This is a genomic window from Leptospira sanjuanensis, assembly GCF_022267375.1.
Taxonomy (GTDB): domain Bacteria; phylum Spirochaetota; class Leptospiria; order Leptospirales; family Leptospiraceae; genus Leptospira; species Leptospira sanjuanensis.
The window spans coordinates 1,008,427-1,025,957 of sequence record NZ_JAIZBH010000001.1 but is presented as its reverse complement, the minus strand read 5'-3'; the positions used below and the strand labels follow the sequence as shown (position 1 = coordinate 1,025,957).

Below are 17,531 nucleotides of genomic sequence, written 5' to 3'. Positions count from 1 at the left end.
TTCACTTTTGATCTAACGATTCAGCCCGATCTTTTTTTCCGGAATTTTCGCTTCGAAACGGGAAAATCGATCCGCTATCAAGCTTCGCACAAATCCTTCAGAGCTTTTAACGCCTTGGGCCACATATCTTCGAACATGGGTTTGTATTCTTCGGCGACCTGCATCTCAACGATCAATTCCGTTTTACCGGGACCTTGTTCTTTGAACGTATAATTTTCGAAAGCGGGCGTCCACTTTTTCACTTCTTCGCTTTCCGTATCGACGACTCCGTTGCTGATCATTCCTAAATGTTCGATCGAAATAAACTGATGCGCGATGTTTTCTTTGATCCGGCTGTACATACCTCCCAAGCCGCCGTTTTCATCCGGTCCCAAAAAACGAATGATACTTCCCTTGTCCCAACTTCCTTCATAGTAAGAGCCCGCATGAAACGCTTCGGTCCAAATTCGATAGGTTTTATCCTCGAGCATTTTGTTCCATACGGTTTTTACATCTGCGTGAATGATAATCGTAAACTTTAAAGTTTCCATTGGCAACTCTTCCTTTCCCTAATTTACTTTGAAAATATCGACCAATCGTATCAAGTTTATAGGATCGGTTCCTCCGTTTAAATCAAAAAACACGATTACACGTTTTCAGTTTTCGGACAATGATTGTTTTCTAATTCCTCGTTGATTTTTTGGATCCTGTTGGAATTTTTTCGTTGGAAATACGGAAGCGAAAATAAAGGAATAAAACCCGGATATCCGAATCCGAAAACGAGAGTTAGAGAAGCGAAAGATACGATCGCGTTTGTCTTTTCGTTTTCAAATTGTACCGCTTTCATCTGCCTTCTCGCGTGTAAAAAGTAAGCCGCACATTCGTCCGAATCGTTTTTCGGATTTTGCGGAACCGAAACACAGAATGCCGAAAGCAAAAGGAAGAATACTATAGATTTGAAGAAATTTCTTTTACGCATCTTCCGATCGCTTTCAAATTTGCCGTTTCGATCATTTCCTCGAAATCGGTCGTTCTATACATTCCGTAAACATAAAGTGTCAAAGAATCCTTCTCTTGAATAGAACCGGTTTTGACGACCTGATCCGCTTTCAAAAGAGTGTAGTCGATTCTTACCTCGTATTCGCCCGTTCGAACCTGTATCGGCCAAAGACCCACAAAGGGATAAATACTCGGCCAAGTCCACCAATAGTTGTATTCGTCCGAATATTTGGGCGTGACCTCAATATCCAATACATAAGAACCGTCCTTAAAAGAAGTCTCTTCGTTCAAATCCAAGATCGAATAAAAAACACGATTCTGTTTTAAGATAGTTTTAAACGTGTATTTCCAAGCTCCGCTTAGGTTATAATTTTCGGCGGATATAACATCGAATTTTCCGATATAAGATGTTTCCTTCGATTTGGCTAAGTTGATGGCGCTGAAATCGCGAGGCTGAGGAAGTTGTTTTATGTCGACCTTGCAATCGGATAAAAATAGAAACGCGAGCAATTCTACAGCGATGAAAATGATATTTTGGAAAACGGTGGTGTTTTTATTTTTCATTCTTTGATTTTTTAAAAGACGATCGGATCGCAGATTTATCAGACTTCCAACACCTTTCGCTTCCGCGGAATTTCCTCTTTCCAAAGCGATCGCTTGCGGAGTTTGATCTTCCGAACTTCGTTTGGATTTGTCCGCACCTTTTTTTAAAAGAAGTTGAATGATCTCGAGGCTGCCCGGACGGCTCGCCGCTACGTGTAACGGAGTGATGCCTCCCGGATTTTGAAGCGCGTTTGCGTCCGCTCCTTTTTCCAGAAGAAGTTCCACGATCGCTTTTTTTCCGGTTGCTACCGCGGAATGAAGAGCCGTGTTTCCGAAAGACAATTTACTTCTAGAGGTAAGACCCAAGTCCGCTCCGGAAGAGATTAGAAATTTTGCAACTTCCAGATGACCGAAATAAGCTGCGAGATGAAGCGCGGACCAACCGTCCTTGGAAAACGAATTGATCGAATCCGCGGAATTCGAAACGATCTTTTTGACCTCCTCCAAATCGCCGAGCGCCGCGGCCTCGAACAGATTCCGCTCCGGATGAATCTCATAGATCTCTTTAGAAATATCTAATTTTCCATAATAGAGTGAAAATAAAACAGGGGTGATTCCTTCTTCCGTTACACTTTGGAACAGACTCGGATCTCTTTTTAAAAGACCGATAACTTTCGCCTTGAGTCCGCTCGCGATTGCCTGAAAGATTTCCTGCATAAAACACCGTCGCTTTTTTGAGAGAGGATTAAATCCCGTTTTCAGAAAAAATTCAAGAGAATTATTTCAATTCGATAATATCGTACGGCTGCAGATCGACCGAGATCGGATTCGGGGTCAAGAGTGTGTTTCCTCGTTCCGTGTCGAACATCGTCACACCCGGTTTCTGAAACTGAGTATTCCCCACGTATAAAATCTTATCGGACGCGAGAAGAATGCTCGAAAGACTCGCATCGTAGCTCGACGGAATCGTGAGAAGCGTGGCAAGTTTTTCGCCGGTAGTCGGATTGAATACCTGAAGCGTTTTCGTAAAACCCGAATCCAACACGGAAGCGTATCCGATCGTATCCGATTTCACTTGAACGGTAAGAATGTCGCCGCCCGCGACGGCTTCGGAATAAAGCAAACGCGAAACGAAACTCCGCGTCGACAAACGAAACGCGCTCACACCGCCGTCGATCTGACTCAAGAAACCCATTCTCCCCGGAGTTGCGATCACAAGATGAGGTTCTCCGAAAAGATCCGCAAGCTGCGGTTTATTTACGGGATTGGAACTTGGAAACGTATAAACACCCAAGACCGAATCCGTGGTAATGCTTATCTCGACCAAAAGAGAAGTAGTGTTCGGTGGAAAATAACCGGAAGGATCGTTACGATCCAATCTTTGAATGCAGACAAAGAGAGAATCGCCCACGATTTTCATTCCGTTCATCTCGGGAATCCCGTCGGGAGCGCCTCCTGTGGAAAACGTTTCCGCGTAAACTCCGAGATCGATCGAACCCGTGACGGTCAAATACGTCGGATCCACGATCAAAAGACGATTGGAACCGTAAAGGCTCACGTATGCTTTGGAAGCGCTTGCAAATTCCATGTCGACGGGATTCACTTTCAAACCGAGGGAAAGCTCCGCGATCGTCGCAAAACCGTAGTTAGGTTCCAGAACCTGAATGCTGTCCCGGTTGAGTCGGTTTAAAACGAAAACCCTTCCGATTCCGAAACGAGCCACGGCGTCCGAATGGATCGGAGTCAACCCGGGATACGAATACAACAAAGAAGGATTTACGACCTTAAAACGCCCGCCTCCTCCGAAATCGGTCGTAACGACTCCGATATTACCGGGAGAATTCTGCGTCAAAAGAAGACTCAAGAAAGAAGGCCTTTCGATGTCCCTGCAAAATACATTCAAAAAAAAGAATACAATTAAAATCTTAAGTTTTGAATTCATCTCAAAACCTCATACTCAGAGTCGCATACCAGCTTCTTCCCGGAAGAGGATAACCGATCAGATCCGAGATTCTTTTATCGGTAAAATTCTTCACCTCGAAGGTGAAAAGGAATTCCTTTGACGGAGCCGATTCTTTTTCGTTTCCGTGAGAATCCTTTACGGGTTCTCCGGGCTCCGAATACAAAACCCAGGTGAAAAAATAATTCCAGATTTGTCTCGCGGGAATGTAGTTCACGTATTCGTTCGTTCTATCCCGAAACACGGCTCCGATATACAACAATTCGATCCCCGTTTCCAATTTCCTACCCTTCCAGGAGAACGTGCTGGAAAATTCATGTCTCGGTCTCAAAGGAAGAATCTTTCCGTGCAGATACGGAGACGAAGAAGTGTTGACCGCTTCCTGATACGTGTAATTGAACAAAAACTTAAAACCGTATTTCCAATCCTCTCGATGGGAGAATTCAACGCCTCGAATTTTCGCGGAGTCCACGTTTTCCGGACGAAGGGTAAACTGAGAATTGGGAAGAAACAGGATCATATCCCGGATATCTTTGGAAAAATACGAAACACCGGATTTCGTTTTCAAAAAGGAATGATCGGTTTTGAATACGAAACCCGCGTCTCCGTTTCCGCTCTGTTCCGGTTTTAGATTCGGATTCGCAATCACGGTTCCTTGTTCACCGAACATCTCCAAAAAGGAAGGAATTCTATATTGTTTGGAAACGTTCGCCTGAAACTGAACATCCCAATTTTCCCGTTCGAACATCTTCCAAACGAAACCGAACTTAGGATTCGTGAATCCCGTCTTTTTTTGATCGCTTGCGAGAGGATTCTCCCTTCGATACCAAGGTTCTTCCGAGGGGAAACGGTCTTTGTATTGATCCCAGGTCACGGAAGGAATCAGCAAAACCTTCGCTTCGAAAAGACGGATCTCGTCCTCCAATCGAAAGGAAGAATAAGCTCTTTCCTTGAGCGGTTCGACGCGGCCGACGATGTTGGAAGGAGTCAGACGTTCCCGATCGAAGGTTTCCTTTTCCAAAGAAGCGAAACCGCGTATGATCTGATAATATTCCGCGAGATACAAGGTCGGCATCACTTGAACACCCATTTGACGGATCTCCGCTCTCGAGTTCGGAACTCCTTTGGAAAACTCGGAAGCGGGATCGAACAAATCATCCTTGGCCGCGGTATAAAAGCTTCTCGTTTCCAATCGAAACGAATCGATCAGTAGTCCTTTCGTATCCGTCGCGAACGAACCCATATAACGATCGTATTTACGGTGGACCTGATTGGTCTGATTGGAGCCCGGTCCGGGCAGACCGTGGATTCTATGATTGAAGTCGTTTAATAATTTCAGTTCCGTTTTACCGATCCGGTATTTGAGGGTTCCGAAAAGTGCGGCCCGCTCGAACGAAGCGTTCTTTCTTCTGTCAACGGTATCGTCTAACGTGTTTAATACGACCGTCCCATGATCGTTTTTAAAGGAGAAGTTTTGGTCCGATTTTTCGCCGAGCGCCAAAAAACTCGCTCCGACGCCGTTGTATGTTCCCGTGTGAGATACGCTCGCCTTTCCCGTGTTAAACGAACCTCCCCCGATGTTGATTCGCGTCCGCGGTTTGCCCGTATCCTTTCTCGTAACTAGATTGACCGAACCTCCGATCGCTGATCCCGAAAATCCGATCGGGTTTCCCGAACGATAGACTTCCACACTTTCCAGACTGTCAAACGGCAAATCGGCGAGATTGACTTCTCCACCTTGGGAATTGTTGATCGGAATTCCGTCCAAATAAATCCGGGATTGGTTCGGATTGGTTCCTCGGATCGAAAGAGTGGAATACGAACCCAAACCCCCGAAAGAACGCACCCGCAAACCGGCCTCGCGTTCCAAAACCTCGGGCAAAGAGGTATAACGCGCCGAGGTTTCGTCGAGTTTGATCGCGGATTGAAATCCGCTCGGATTGGACCTGAAATTTTGGGAACCGGAATCGGAAACCTTTCCGAGCACTTGAACGGTTTCGGCTTTTTGAACGGAATCCGTTTTTTGGGAGACGGGAGAATTTGGATTCTGTTGAGAATAAACGTCCGAAACGCCGAAAAACAGAAACAGGATTATAGAATATTCTAAAATTCGAATGTGATTTTTCTGTCCCATTTTTCGCCCGGGAATGAAGGGAAAGAAAAACCGGAAAATCCGAGCGGGGTTTCGTGCAAACGAAAGCCTATTTTTCAAACCCGACCTTAACTCCCGAAAGTCCCATCAGTTTGTTGTCGGCTTGTTAGGTCTTCTGGCTTTCGCCGACTTCGCATCCTTCCCGCGTTATACGCAGTGGTTTTGTTGCGAAATCTCTAAAGGCGATTACAGCTGCGGGTTCAGCTCCGGATTTGAACCGGATTCCCTTCCTCTTCGAGGATGAACAAGCTTCCGTTCCAAGATTTCCGGGCCACACTCCGCGAGCAAGAGAATTCTAAACGAAGAATCCGAGAACGCGAAAGTTTGCGGTTTCGGATAAACTTCGAAAGAAAAAACGCGACTTTTGGAAAAGGTTTTGCGGATCGAAAAGCGCCGGATTCGGCATTCGAAAAAGATTCAAGCCCCCGGAAGAATCGTTCCGTCTTCGGAAATTTTCGGTCCTTTGCCGGGGAAATCTTCCTTGGTCAGCTTTTTCATCAGATCGATGGTTTTCTTTTCGGGATCGTATTCCGGAATCGAGGCGGAGTCCAACTGCAACGGAATGATCTTTCCTTTTACGAACTTACCTTGTGCGTCCACTTCCGCTTCCAACACGAGAGAATAACCCACGATTCCTCTGGATGACAACGCGCGGTACCCCATAAAGTTTCCGAGAGAATACGCGATCAGCCTACCCTTATACAATTCCATCGCGCGCACTAAGTGAGGACCGTGGCCGATCACGAGATCCGCGCCCGCGTCGATGAGAGAATGACTGAACTCGACTAAGTTCCCTCTGTATTCTCCGTAAAAACGTTCCATCTGATTTTTAACGTGAAGAGCCGGACCTCCTTCAGCGCCGCCGTGAAAGGAGATGAACACGAGCTGCGCCTTTTTCTTCGCTTCTTTGACGAGCTCCACTCCCTCTTCGATTTCGTTTACGTTGTTATGCGACTTCAAATGGGAGAATCCTATCCAAGCAATCGAAACGTTCTTGACGGTCATATACGTGATCATTCCCTTCTTACCCGTATAACGGATTCCCGCGTCGGAAAGATTTTTCTGAGTGTCGTCGAAACCCTGCTGATGAAAATCCAAGGAATGATTATTAGCAATGCTTAAAATATCAAAACCCACGTCTTTCAAAACCTTCGCGTAAGAAGGAGGTGTTCTGAAGGCGAAGATCATTCTTCTCGAAGTGTCCTTGGACGTGTTCGGATAATTGGTCAGAGTGCTTTCGAAATTTCCGAAAAGAATGTCCGCGCCTTTCAGATAATTCTCCACTTTTCCGAATAAGAACGATCTCGGATCTTGGATGTTCAAGGGTTCGGGGAAATTCGTACCGGGAACCATGTCCCCCACTGCTTTGATTTTGATCGTCGTGTTCGCCTGCGGATCGGCGGAAAGAACGGATGAAAAAAGAAATAAAACGGATACTATGGAAAGAAATACGGACTGTTTCATGTCCTTTCATCAGTTTCAAGACGAAGATCCTCGTAAAGCAGAATTTCTATCAAAGGAATCACGCTTCTTCCCGATACGATATATAGAATGGAACGCATCCCCTGCAATACCTGCGGCTCTTTCGAGTTCAAACCGTTATTCTCCAAATCCAATCATAAGAACGAACTCTTTCACATCGTTCAATGCAAACGTTGCGCTCTCGTTCAAGTAAGCCCTCAACCCTCTCCCGAAGAAGTCGCGTCCTACTATTCGGAGGAATATTTTTTAAAACGAAGCGATCGCGGATACGACAACTATTTTTCGGACGGAATCCGAAGCGAAATCTCGCGCGTATTCGGACTCAACCTGAAGGACTTGGACTTCGAGTCTTGGGAAGAATCCTTATCCGAGTCGAAACGTTGTCTCGATGTCGGCTGCGCGGCCGGTTATTTCGTGGATTACATGCAGCAGCGAGGATGGGATTCGCACGGAATGGACATCGCCGAAGCTCCGGTAAAGTTCGCACGCGAGAAGTTGAAACTCAAAGTGGAGCGGATTGATTTTTTGGAATGGAAACCGTCCAATGCGGAACGGTTCGACTTGATCACCCTTTGGGCCTCGATCGAACATCTCCACAAACCGAAAGAAACATTAGAAAAGATTCATACACATTTGAAACCCGGCGGAAGAATCATACTTTCCACGTGTCGATGGGGACTTCTCGCCGAACTTCAAGGGCCTTCCTGGAGGTATCTAAACGTTCCGGAACATCTCTACTATTATTCTCTTCCGGGAATCGTTCGGCTCTGCGAATCGATCGGTTATCAAAAGAAAAAACACGTCACATACGGAAGCGGGCTGACGGCAAAAAAAGACGCGTCCGTATTTTATAAGGCGTTCAAGTGGATCGCGGACCCGGGTGTGAAATTTTTCGACCAAGGAGACATGATGGCTCTTTGTTTCGAAAAACGTTAACGACCGCTCGACAAACGGGCGGGACATAAAAAAGAGCTCTTTTCCCGATTTTTTTTCGTCGATTACTTCAGAAAAATGTAAAATACCTTTCCGGAACGTATGAACAAGAAATAAATCTCTTGCGACAAATCCGCCGGTATATACAATAATTCCTCCGATTGAGGTTCGCTTTGAAGAATACGATTGAAAAGAACGTCGTCCTTGGATTGATCGTCGTCGTATTTTTAAACACGGTCATCGCGGGTGCCACTTTTTACGGACTCAGACAATCCGAAAATCTGAAAAAGTGGGAAACACATACGCAAGAAGTCATCATCCATCTGGAGGAAACTCTCTCTTCTTTCAGCGAACTTCATTCCGCGATTCGGGGTTATATCCTTTTTAAGGACCGATCTCTCTTTGAAAACTTCTATAAAAATAAAGCCGCGATCTATGAAAACCTCGAACAAGTTCGAAACTTTACCGCGGACAATCCCGTACAACAAAAACAGATCGCCGTTGTACGTTCGTTAGTCGATCAAAAACTCGCTTATTTGGAGGAACAAGTAATCCAAAGGGAAATGCGAAGCCTGGCGAGTTATAACATTCCTTTCCGTTCCCCGCAAGGAATTCCTCTCACCGAAAAGATCAGGGGCCTTTTGTTCGAAATGAAAGCGGAAGAATTCCGTCTGTTAGCGATCCGTCAAAAAGACTCCGAACGAAATCTCGCGATCGCGACCACGTTGGTATTCTTGGGAATCGCGTTGAATCTTTCCTTCATCGTCCTTCAAAATCTGCTGATCTATAAGGAAAGCAAACGCCGCAAAACCGCGGAAGGGGTTGCGGAACGATCCAACGAAGATCTGAAGAAATATTCCGCTCAGCTCGAACGTTCGAACAAGGACCTCGAGGCGTTTTCATATTCCGTTTCCCACGACCTTCGGGCGCCGATTCGGGGAATATCAGGTTTTTCTAAAATTCTAGTGGAAGATCACGGAAATAAACTCGACGATGAAGGGAAAAGAATTCTCGACATCATCATCCAGAACTCGGAAAACATGGGTCATCTCATCGACGATCTTCTGGAATATTCCAGACTGGGAAGAAAGGAGATCATTTTTTCCACGGTGAATATGAAGATGATGGCACAAAAGGTTCTCGAAGAAGTGTCGAATTACTATCCCGGTATCAGGATGAATACGGTGGTGGGCGATCTTCCCCAGGCAAAGGCGGATTCGGGTCTTCTAAAACAGCTTCTTTTCAATCTTGTTTCCAATTCCTTTAAGTATTCCAAAGAAAAGGAACAACCGAAGATCGAAATCGGTTCGTATCAAAACGAGGGCGAAACGGTTTTCTTCGTCAAGGACAACGGAGCGGGATTCGATATGAAATACGGACACAAACTCTTCAATATGTTTCAAAGATTGCATCATTCGGATCAGTTTGAAGGAACCGGCGTCGGTTTGGCGATCGTCAAAAGGGCCGTCGAAAAACACGAAGGAAGGGTTTGGGGAGAAGGCAAATTGAACGAAGGAGCCTGTTTTTATTTTACGTTAGGAGTTCATAAAAACCGTGAATAACCTCCAGGACAATCTGATTTCGATTCTTTACGCGGAGGACAATCCGCAGGATTCCGAACTTACTCTAAGAAGTTTAAAAAAACATAATCTAACCAATCAGGTAAAACTGGTCCGCGACGGAGAAGAGGCGTTGGAATATCTTTACGCGACGGGACGTTACGAAAATCGGGATAAATATCAACTCCCTTCCCTCATTCTTTTGGATTTAAAGATGCCGAAGGTGGACGGCATAGAGGTTTTGCGTAAAGTAAGAAGCGAAGAACATACCAGGATGATTCCCGTGGTCATCCTTACTTCTTCTGCGGAAGAAAAAGACATCGTGGAAAGTTACAAACTCGGAGTGAACAGCTACGTGGTCAAACCTTTGGAGTTCGGCAAGTTCAGCGACGTCGCAAGCGAAATCGGATTTTACTGGATTCTAATGAACAAAAGCGTATCCTAATGATTCAAAAGAAAGTCTACATCATCTGCATCGAGGATAACCCGAACGATCTGGCCTTGATGATCCGGCAGATCAGCGCGAGCGGTCTTGATTTTTCCTATAAACAAATTCAAACCAAAGAAGAATTGATTCAGGAATTAAAGACCAGCGAACCGGATCTGATTCTATCCGATTTTTCCTTACCTTCCTTCGATGGAATGGAAGCCTTATATGCGGTTAAAAAATATCATCCGAACGTTCCGTTTCTTTTCGTTTCAGGCTGGTTGGGTGAAGACGCGGCGATCGAAGCACTCAAACAGGGAGCTACGGATTATATTTCCAAAAACAAAATCGCCAAACTGATGCTCGCCGTCGAACGTGCTCTCAAAGAATCCGAGGAAAGACAACTTCTCGAAAAGGCCGAAAAGGAAAACGAAACCCTTAAATCGCAGCTGATTCAAGCGCAGAAACTCGAAGTCATCAGCCTTCTCGCAACCGGTGTCGCGCACGAGATCGACAATCCTCTGACGATCATGGTCAACTACGCACAACTGATTCTCGCGCAAAGCAAGGACGATTCGATTCTCAAATACGCAAGCAATATTTTGGCCGAAGGCGAGCGGATCGCAAAAATCACGAAGGATCTTCTGCGATTGGCAAGACAGGAAAAGAACGTTTTTTCCCAAGTGAATTTTCAGGAAATCATTCAAAAGACCGTTACCCTTTGCGAACAGTTGTTTAAGAAAGATATGATTCGTATCGAACTCGATATGAATTCTTCCATATCAGAAATACAATGCGTCCCTCAACAGATCCAGCAAGTCGTATTAAATCTTTTAAACAATGCGAGAGACGCGCTCAATCTGAAGTATCCTAAATTCGATTCGAACAAACTGATTCTCATCCGTGCGAACCCGTTCGACAAGGAAGGAAAACCCTGGATTCAATTGAGCATCGAGGACCATGGCGTCGGAATTCCTCCCGAAGAAGCGATGAAGATCTTCAGTCCGTTTTTTACGACCAAAAAAGTCGATCAAGGAACGGGATTAGGTCTTTCCGTCAGCATCGGAATCATCAAGGACCACGGAGGAGAACTCTATTACGAAAGTATAGAAAACGAATATACTCGTTTTTTTATAGAACTCCCGGTTAATCCCGAAAAACGAAACGAGTCCGACGAAAGTACGCAGAAAAATTTCGCTTGAAATCCCTGCTCCGCCCCACTCCAAGATAAGTTCTTATTTTCTCGGATTCGTACAACTCCTGCGCTTTTTCTTTCCGAAAGAATTCGGAGAACGTATAAGCGCGGCAAACCGAAAGAGTTTCCAAAGGACGGGCTTTGTACGCTTATCCCGCGCATCGGAGATATAGAAACGCCGTCAGGTTCCTCGAGGAGAATTTATTTTCGAAGGGAAAATAAAATTCATTCCTTTAAGAACGCGGCGATTCTTTCCCAAACCTTAGGGTCGTTTAGAAGATCCGAATGTTCCGCTTCCGTGATAAAACTTTGATAAGCGACTTCATCGGGAGGAATCGAACTCTCGAACGTAACTCTTCCGTCTCCCGGCGCGCGGATCGAATTCTTAAAATCCCACATCCAATGATCCGGATTCTTTTCGGGTAAAAGGGTGCGTATCGTAGGTCGATTCTTCGCGTGAATCACAAGCGCGGGAGGAAGTTTGTTTCCTTTTCGGATTTCGAGAGAATTCCGAAACGCAAGAGCCAAATCCAATCTGGATTGAAACTCCCGAAACGTCGGGGGAGGTTCGCAATGCGCTTCGTGCGAATACGGACCCAATTCGTATTTTTCCCAATCGGAAGCATTAAAAAAGCGGAATGGAATCGTTTTGTGATCCGAATCCTTTACGGTGTCCTTCAGATCGAAACTTCCTTCTCTCGGAAAAAACGTATAAACCGAAATGAAACTCGAAACGACGCAAGCGCTCGTGATCTCGGGATTCAATCCGGTGGAAACTCCGGAGATTAAGTCTTCCATAAATCCGATCCCTCCGCGAAACGGAACTCCCGCAAAAACCGCCTTTGAAACGAGATCCGGTCTTCGTTGAATCACGGAAAGGGAAAGATTTCCTCCGTTGCTATGACCGACTAACACCGGTAATACGCCATTCTCCCTTTGAACGATTTCCAAAAACGCTTCGAGCTTGAGAGAATTCTCCCCGTTGTCCTTACGCCAATCGTACGGAAACACATACAACTTTACGGATCCGATTGAAGAAATAAAATTCAACCAAGGTTCGTAAACTTTCGCTTCGATCAGCGAAGGAATCAAAATCACCGAAGTCAAAATTCCCCCCGCTTCGACTCGATCGTTCTTTTTAAGAGTCAGATCGGGAACGGTAAGATTCAGAGCCTGCCAAGGACTGAGCCACAAACGATCCCAAGAACCGTCCTCGTTTTTTTGAAAGAGTTCCGAACCCTTATAGCCGGGAACGAACACGATCGGAATCGGAGTTCCCGCGACGACGGAACGACTTCCCGATTTTGTCGGCCATAACCCCGGACCGAAAACGGTTTCCTTCGAAACGGAACAAGAAGAAATCAAAGAAGCAAATACGATCAATACGATTGGAAAGAATTTCACGGTGCAAGAATCGTTGCAGGAAGAAACTTTGTCTATGGTAAAAACGTTTCGATTTTCTTTTTAGCTTGTCAGAGCTTCGGATTCTGATATTGGTGAGATCAAGGTTCCGCTTGATGAAATTTATTTTTTGGACGACGCTCCTTTCGTTTTCTTTACTGAGTTGCGCCACGTATTCCACTTCCGTTTATTCCCAATTCGAACAGGAAAAACTCGTCAACAGAAGCGGCGTTTCCTCGAACAAACTCAGCCTGCTTACGACTCGGTATTTAAAAAGCAACGATCTCTTCGAAAAATTCGAACGCGATCCGTTAGTCGTCATTTACGATTTGGACAACCTTCTTCTCGCACACAAGTCGAGAGAGCTCTCCTACTTCCTTTCCGAACTCTGTTACCTAACCGGAAACGAAATGGATAGGGAAGATCCTCAGTTCGCAAAGATGTATGCGTCCGCTTTGGTTTACGCGTACACCTATCTGTTCGATAAGAAGGCAAGTCCCGCTCCCGATCCGTTTTCGGCGGAATTCCGATTCGCGCTTCTTACTTACAACCGATCGCTCGCACAGCTGGTTCGTTATGCGAAAAAGAACCGCAAACTTGCAAGCATCACCGACTTAAGCCTTCCTTTGATCCGGGGAACTCTGGAGATGATCGGTGCGGAAACCGAATCCGCTTGGAGTCCGCAGAATTTCCTGCAAGTGGAAGTCGCCTACGACTATCGCGTCAAAGGTTTTTCCAATCACATCAGCAAATACGGAATCGGAACGCCTCTGATTCTAAACCGGAAGTTCCCCGAAGACGGATCGCATACGGAACGGACCAAATACGAATTCATCGCCGGAGTCGGACAAGCGTATCCCGCAACCGCGTTCCTTAGTTTAGAGGAATCTTATTTAGGAAATCGTGATTTAATGAATCTGAAAGCGAAGATTCATGTCTACGATCCCGTGTTTCGGGATCGCATTCAGTTGGACGGAATGGATCTTCCTTTGGAAAGCGATACGACCACTCCGCTCGCCTACATGCTGACGATCGCGCAACAACGCGACGATCTGCTTTCCGTTTTCGACGGAGAAACGGCGATCACGAGAAAGGGTTTGTATCTCGTTTATCCCTATCACAAGAAAAAAATTCCGGTCGTGTTTCTGCACGGACTCGCTTCTTCTCCGTTCATTTGGTTTCCGATGATCAACGAACTTCTGTCCGATCCCGCCATCAAGGAGAAGTATCAATTCTGCGTTTATTGGTATCCGACCGCGATGCCCATGGTTTTTTCCGCGGCGGACTTTAGAGAAACGTTATATGATTTACGCAAAACATACGATCCTAAAAACGAAAATAAGAATTTCGATCGAGCCGTTCTGATCGGTCACAGCATGGGCGGGCTCGTCGCCAAACTCGCCGTCACCGAAAGCAGCGTGGAAGAATGGATGGCGGCCGCCGAGATCCCGCACAGCGTATTCGATTCCTTAAACGAAGAATCCCGCAAAGAAATCAAAAAGGTTCTGGAGTTCAAACCGGTTCCTTTCGTCAAAAGAGCCGTGTTCATTGCGACACCGCACCGAGGCTCCAATCTCGCGGAAGGAATTTTCGGAACCATCGCTCGGTTCGTCTTTCGGCTACCGAAGGAAGTCCTAAAAAAAATAGAGTACGGATATGCGTTCTTAAACGCGACCCACAAAAAGGGAGAATTGGTCGCCGGAGTTTACGGAGTCGACGGACTCGCACCCAAAAGTCTGTTTATGAAAGTGACCGGAAACCTGAAACCGCAGGTGAAATTCCATTCCATCATCGGAAATTCCAAACTCGCGGATCTGGATTGGATCAGCGACTCGGTGGTTCCGTATGAAAGTTCTCATCTGGATCATCCCGAATCGGAAATGTTGATCGAATCCGAGCATTCGGTTCAAAACCACTTGCCCACGTTTCTCGAAGTCAAGCGGATCCTAAAGGAACACGCGAAAGAAAATTAGAATATTATTGATTTCTTAATTCTTCCGCTTTGTCGATCGCCCGTTGACGGTTTTCCATCATCGCTTTTTCCACGTTTAAGCGAGCTTCCTCGAACCCTTTTTCGTCGAGTTTTTTCGGAATGAAAATCGGTTCGCCGTAGGAAACTACGAAGGTCGTGAAGGGTTTCGGAATTCTATGTTTGTCCCAAGCTTTTTCCGCGATCCACTGACGCGTACATTCATAGTGCATCGGAACGATCGGGATTTGGGAAACCTGAGCGCAGGCGATCAGACCGGGCTGCACCACAAAGGCCGGACCTCTCGGACCGTCGGGTGTGATCGCAGCGGGAAGATTTTTTTTGAGATGAACGAATAAGGCTTTGAGAGCTTTGGAACCGCCCTTGGAAGAACTTCCCCGAATGCTGTAATTGCCGAAACGATGCACGACTTCGTTGATAAAATCCCCGTCCTTGGATTCGGAAATCAAAACGGCCGCACCCGCGTTCTTATTGAGATAGGGAGAATAAAGAACGTTCGTATGCCAGATGGAAAGAATGTAAGGCTTTTTTTCCTTTCGGAGTTTAACGAGACCTTCGTCTCCGATATTGACTCGGCGGGACGTAAGACCGATGAGTCTCTGCAGATTGACGACTAAGAACGGAATCAACCAAATTAAAAGCTTTCTTTTGAACGATTGTTTTCCGTTCAAGTTAGAATTTTCTGCCATGCAACACGAGAATTTTCGGAATTCGGAAATTCATCACCTCTTTTTTTAAACCCGGACGGAACGACCGTTACGGCGGAAATTCAGTGGATTTATAAAGGCTGGAGAATTCTTTACCTCTCGGAAACAAAAGAAGCATCGCAACGAAGAAAACTCCCATTCCGATCCAATGAATCGAATCGGAAGTCACGAAATAGAACACCCCGTTGATCGTATAACCCGCTTCCGCAAACATCGCGGAAAGAATTTTAGACTGAGAATACGAAACGAATTTTTCCTTCGGTCCCAAATCATCCTGAATCATCTTCCTTTTGGCGAAGAACAGAGGAACATACCAGGCGATCGGCAACAGGAAAACCGTTACCGCCAAAATGATTCCGCTCCGATCGCTCGGAAGAGTTCCGTTCGAGTTTGCAAGAAACACGAAAAATCCGCCGAACACGACTAAGCCGATTACAAGCGCGGTATAAATGATTTTTAAGTTTCTCATCGTTTTCCTATCCTACAACGGAAAATCGGAAATTTATTTCCAAATTTTTCGTTCAATCGTTCGATAAAAGGAAAAATCGAAACGTAAAATTTACGAAATCGGAAAATTACTCTGGACTGGATATTCGAAATTCAATATAGAGTTCGAAACAAAAAAATAGGTCGTTCACTATGGAATCCAATTTGCTGACAGACGTATTTCTCCCGATCGCGTTAGGCATTATCATGCTCGGAATGGGGATGACTCTTACGATCGCCGACTTCAAAAGAATTTTCGTTCTTCCCAAGGCCGTGATAACCGGTCTTACGTTGCAGCTCCTGCTTTTGCCGATCACCGGCTGGATCATCGCCAGCGTTGCCGGTCTTCCCGGAGAACTCGCCGTGGGTCTGATGCTTCTCGCGCTTTGTCCGGGCGGCGCGACTTCGAATTTAATCACACACTTGGCGAAAGGAGACGTGGCGCTTTCGATCACGTTAACCGCAATCACAAGCTGCGTCACCGTTCTTTCCATCCCGTTTCTTCTGAATGTTTCTATGCATCATTTTTTAGGCGCGGGTCAAATGATCGAACTGGATATTCCGAGAACCATTCTCCAGATCTTTTTGATCACCGTTTTACCGGTAACGCTCGGTATGATTCTCAACGCGAAAAAACCGGAGTTGTCTCGGAAGTTCGAAAAGACGGTCAAGATTCTTTCCGGAGTTTTTCTCGTTTTGATCATCGCAGGAGCGATCATCCGCGAACGCAACAACATCATTCCCTATTTCATCCAAGTCGGTCCCGCTTCCCTCGCGTTGAACCTGATTACGATGGTATTGGGATTTATCGGCGCGACGATCATGAGAGTCACTCAATCGCAGAGAACTTCCATCACGATCGAAGTGGGGATTCAAAACGGAACCCTCGGAATCGCGATCGCGAGTTCGATCCTGAAAAATCCGGCGATGGCCGTGCCTTCGGCGATTTACAGTTTGATCATGTTTGCGACCGGAGCGCTCTTTTCGCTTTGGATGCACAGAATTCCCGATTCCAAATAAGGAATTTTACGACTGAAAAAAGCGTTTCTCATCCTTTTCTGCGCGGTTCAGTTTTCCTGTACGACGGTCGGCTTTCACCGGGAAGCCGTACGGAGGGAAATCGACTTCGGAAAGGAGGAAACGCTTCGTCTCTGCGTCTGGAAGGACGTGAAGGTTTCCAAGGAGGAATTGATCGAACTGATCGGAGCCTGGAACCAAGAATTAGAATATTATAAAATCCGTGTTTTGTTAAGCGAAGTCCAGGATTGGGAACGTCCCGGCTGGACCGGAATGGCGATCATGGATCGGGTTTTTACCGCGGCGCTTCCGAGCCGATGCGATCGTCTTCTGGCAGTCGCGGGCGGAAAGTTCAGCGATACCGCGTTCGAACTAGTCGGAATCTTTTTGGCGTTTTTGGGAATTCCCAGCTTTCAGGTTTTAGGAGCCGTGGAAACAAAAACCGGAACGAGAGGTTATATTCTCGGACAAACAAGAACTCTATCGCATTGGATGGCGGGCGGTTCAAACGGCACTCTGATCCACGAAGGGTATCATCTTCTCGGATGCGGACACGCTTTCTTTCTCAGCGATTGTTACGTTCAAATCCGAAAGATCAAAGAATTAAAACGAAAGAACGCGGAATCAGGAATTCCATTCTTCCCTTCCGTCGATGAGGACGGAAATATCTTTCTTAAAAGCCCCTGGGAATAAGTCATGGT

15 protein-coding genes, 2 pseudogenes and 1 riboswitch are annotated in these 17,531 nt (G+C 46.0%); of the genes and pseudogenes, 7 read left to right on the top strand and 10 right to left on the bottom strand.

Features of this window, described 5'->3' with window-relative positions; all coding sequences use genetic code 11:
- Positions 1-77 precede the first annotated feature (77 nt).
- The 7 genes and pseudogenes from LFX17_RS04620 to LFX17_RS04595 form a co-directional block, all read right to left on the bottom strand.
- Positions 78-530, bottom strand: a complete 453-nt coding sequence (locus LFX17_RS04620; RefSeq protein WP_238745317.1) for a hypothetical protein — start codon at positions 528-530, stop codon at positions 78-80.
- 95 nt (positions 531-625) lie between these two features.
- The gene (locus tag LFX17_RS04615; protein WP_238745314.1) at positions 626-826 is read right to left on the bottom strand and encodes a hypothetical protein; all 201 of its coding nucleotides are present in this window, start codon (positions 824-826) and stop codon (positions 626-628) included.
- Positions 827-927: 101 nt separating this feature from the next.
- A pseudogene (locus tag LFX17_RS20935) lies at positions 928-1,473 on the bottom strand (LBF_2127 family putative lipoprotein); the annotation flags it as partial.
- 123 nt (positions 1,474-1,596) lie between these two features.
- Positions 1,597-2,238: pseudogene (locus LFX17_RS04610) on the bottom strand (ankyrin repeat domain-containing protein); the annotation flags it as partial.
- A gap of 61 nt (positions 2,239-2,299) precedes the next feature.
- Positions 2,300-3,463 carry a YncE family protein gene (locus LFX17_RS04605; protein ID WP_238745311.1) on the bottom strand — a complete coding sequence of 388 codons (1,164 nt, stop codon included), beginning with the start codon at positions 3,461-3,463 and terminating at the stop codon, positions 2,300-2,302.
- A 1-nt stretch (position 3,464) separates the two neighbouring features.
- Positions 3,465-5,615 carry a TonB-dependent receptor plug domain-containing protein gene (locus tag LFX17_RS04600; RefSeq protein ID WP_238745309.1) on the bottom strand — a complete coding sequence of 717 codons (2,151 nt, stop codon included), beginning with the start codon at positions 5,613-5,615 and terminating at the stop codon, positions 3,465-3,467.
- Between the two features lie 106 nt (positions 5,616-5,721).
- A riboswitch (cobalamin riboswitch) is annotated at positions 5,722-5,897 on the bottom strand.
- Between the two features lie 153 nt (positions 5,898-6,050).
- Entirely contained in the window at positions 6,051-7,097 is a 1,047-nt protein-coding gene (locus LFX17_RS04595) for a CapA family protein (protein ID WP_238745306.1), read from the bottom strand.
- An 87-nt stretch (positions 7,098-7,184) separates the two neighbouring features.
- Between LFX17_RS04595 and LFX17_RS04590 the strand changes: the two genes are divergently transcribed.
- The 4 genes from LFX17_RS04590 (at position 7,185) to LFX17_RS04575 (ending at position 11,236) form a co-directional block, all read left to right on the top strand.
- Complete coding sequence (locus LFX17_RS04590) at positions 7,185-8,051, top strand: class I SAM-dependent methyltransferase (RefSeq protein WP_238729245.1); 867 nt, start codon at positions 7,185-7,187, stop codon at positions 8,049-8,051.
- Positions 8,052-8,221: 170 nt separating this feature from the next.
- Positions 8,222-9,610, top strand: coding sequence for a sensor histidine kinase (locus LFX17_RS04585; protein WP_238745304.1), 1,389 nt, complete (start codon positions 8,222-8,224; stop codon positions 9,608-9,610).
- A complete protein-coding gene (locus LFX17_RS04580) occupies positions 9,603-10,052 on the top strand; it encodes a response regulator (RefSeq protein WP_238729243.1) in 450 nt (149 codons plus the stop codon). The genes LFX17_RS04585 and LFX17_RS04580 overlap by 8 nt, the downstream gene beginning before the upstream one ends.
- Positions 10,052-11,236 (top strand): hybrid sensor histidine kinase/response regulator, encoded by a 1,185-nt coding sequence (locus LFX17_RS04575; RefSeq protein ID WP_238745302.1) that lies wholly within the window; start codon positions 10,052-10,054, stop codon positions 11,234-11,236. The genes LFX17_RS04580 and LFX17_RS04575 overlap by 1 nt, the downstream gene beginning before the upstream one ends.
- A 218-nt stretch (positions 11,237-11,454) precedes the next feature.
- Here LFX17_RS04575 and LFX17_RS04570 read toward each other — a convergent pair whose 3' ends face one another.
- On the bottom strand, positions 11,455-12,633 hold the full coding sequence (locus tag LFX17_RS04570; protein ID WP_238745298.1) for a lipase/acyltransferase domain-containing protein: 1,179 nt from the start codon (positions 12,631-12,633) through the stop codon (positions 11,455-11,457).
- Between the two features lie 113 nt (positions 12,634-12,746).
- On the opposite strand from LFX17_RS04570, the gene LFX17_RS04565 reads away from it, so the two are divergent.
- The gene (locus LFX17_RS04565; RefSeq protein WP_238745295.1) at positions 12,747-14,603 is read left to right on the top strand and encodes an esterase/lipase family protein; all 1,857 of its coding nucleotides are present in this window, start codon (positions 12,747-12,749) and stop codon (positions 14,601-14,603) included.
- A gap of 4 nt (positions 14,604-14,607) precedes the next feature.
- On the opposite strand, the gene LFX17_RS04560 is transcribed toward LFX17_RS04565, so the two are convergent.
- Positions 14,608-15,309 carry a lysophospholipid acyltransferase family protein gene (locus LFX17_RS04560; protein ID WP_238745293.1) on the bottom strand — a complete coding sequence of 234 codons (702 nt, stop codon included), beginning with the start codon at positions 15,307-15,309 and terminating at the stop codon, positions 14,608-14,610.
- A 67-nt stretch (positions 15,310-15,376) separates the two neighbouring features.
- Complete coding sequence (locus tag LFX17_RS04555; protein WP_238745290.1) at positions 15,377-15,796, bottom strand: hypothetical protein; 420 nt, start codon at positions 15,794-15,796, stop codon at positions 15,377-15,379.
- Positions 15,797-15,966: 170 nt separating this feature from the next.
- Between LFX17_RS04555 and LFX17_RS04550 the strand changes: the two genes are divergently transcribed.
- Positions 15,967-16,833 (top strand): bile acid:sodium symporter family protein, encoded by an 867-nt coding sequence (locus LFX17_RS04550; protein ID WP_238729237.1) that lies wholly within the window; start codon positions 15,967-15,969, stop codon positions 16,831-16,833.
- Between the two features lie 147 nt (positions 16,834-16,980).
- Positions 16,981-17,523 (top strand): hypothetical protein, encoded by a 543-nt coding sequence (locus LFX17_RS04545; protein WP_238745288.1) that lies wholly within the window; start codon positions 16,981-16,983, stop codon positions 17,521-17,523.
- The last annotated feature ends 8 nt before the right edge of the window (positions 17,524-17,531 follow it).

What these genes read in the sequence shown, in the direction of transcription:
- LFX17_RS04620 (WP_238745317.1), bottom strand. Translation starts at nt 530, where the DNA reads ATGGAAACTTTAAAGTTTACGATTATCATTCACGCAGATGTAAAAACC.
- LFX17_RS04615 (WP_238745314.1), bottom strand. Translation starts at nt 826, where the DNA reads ATGAAAGCGGTACAATTTGAAAACGAAAAGACAAACGCGATCGTATCT.
- LFX17_RS04605 (WP_238745311.1), bottom strand. Translation starts at nt 3,463, where the DNA reads ATGAATTCAAAACTTAAGATTTTAATTGTATTCTTTTTTTTGAATGTA.
- LFX17_RS04600 (WP_238745309.1), bottom strand. Translation starts at nt 5,615, where the DNA reads ATGGGACAGAAAAATCACATTCGAATTTTAGAATATTCTATAATCCTG.
- LFX17_RS04595 (WP_238745306.1), bottom strand. Translation starts at nt 7,097, where the DNA reads ATGAAACAGTCCGTATTTCTTTCCATAGTATCCGTTTTATTTCTTTTT.
- LFX17_RS04590 (WP_238729245.1), top strand. Translation starts at nt 7,185, where the DNA reads ATGGAACGCATCCCCTGCAATACCTGCGGCTCTTTCGAGTTCAAACCG.
- LFX17_RS04575 (WP_238745302.1), top strand. Translation starts at nt 10,052, where the DNA reads ATGATTCAAAAGAAAGTCTACATCATCTGCATCGAGGATAACCCGAAC.
- LFX17_RS04565 (WP_238745295.1), top strand. Translation starts at nt 12,747, where the DNA reads ATGAAATTTATTTTTTGGACGACGCTCCTTTCGTTTTCTTTACTGAGT.
- LFX17_RS04560 (WP_238745293.1), bottom strand. Translation starts at nt 15,309, where the DNA reads ATGGCAGAAAATTCTAACTTGAACGGAAAACAATCGTTCAAAAGAAAG.
- LFX17_RS04555 (WP_238745290.1), bottom strand. Translation starts at nt 15,796, where the DNA reads ATGAGAAACTTAAAAATCATTTATACCGCGCTTGTAATCGGCTTAGTC.
- LFX17_RS04550 (WP_238729237.1), top strand. Translation starts at nt 15,967, where the DNA reads ATGGAATCCAATTTGCTGACAGACGTATTTCTCCCGATCGCGTTAGGC.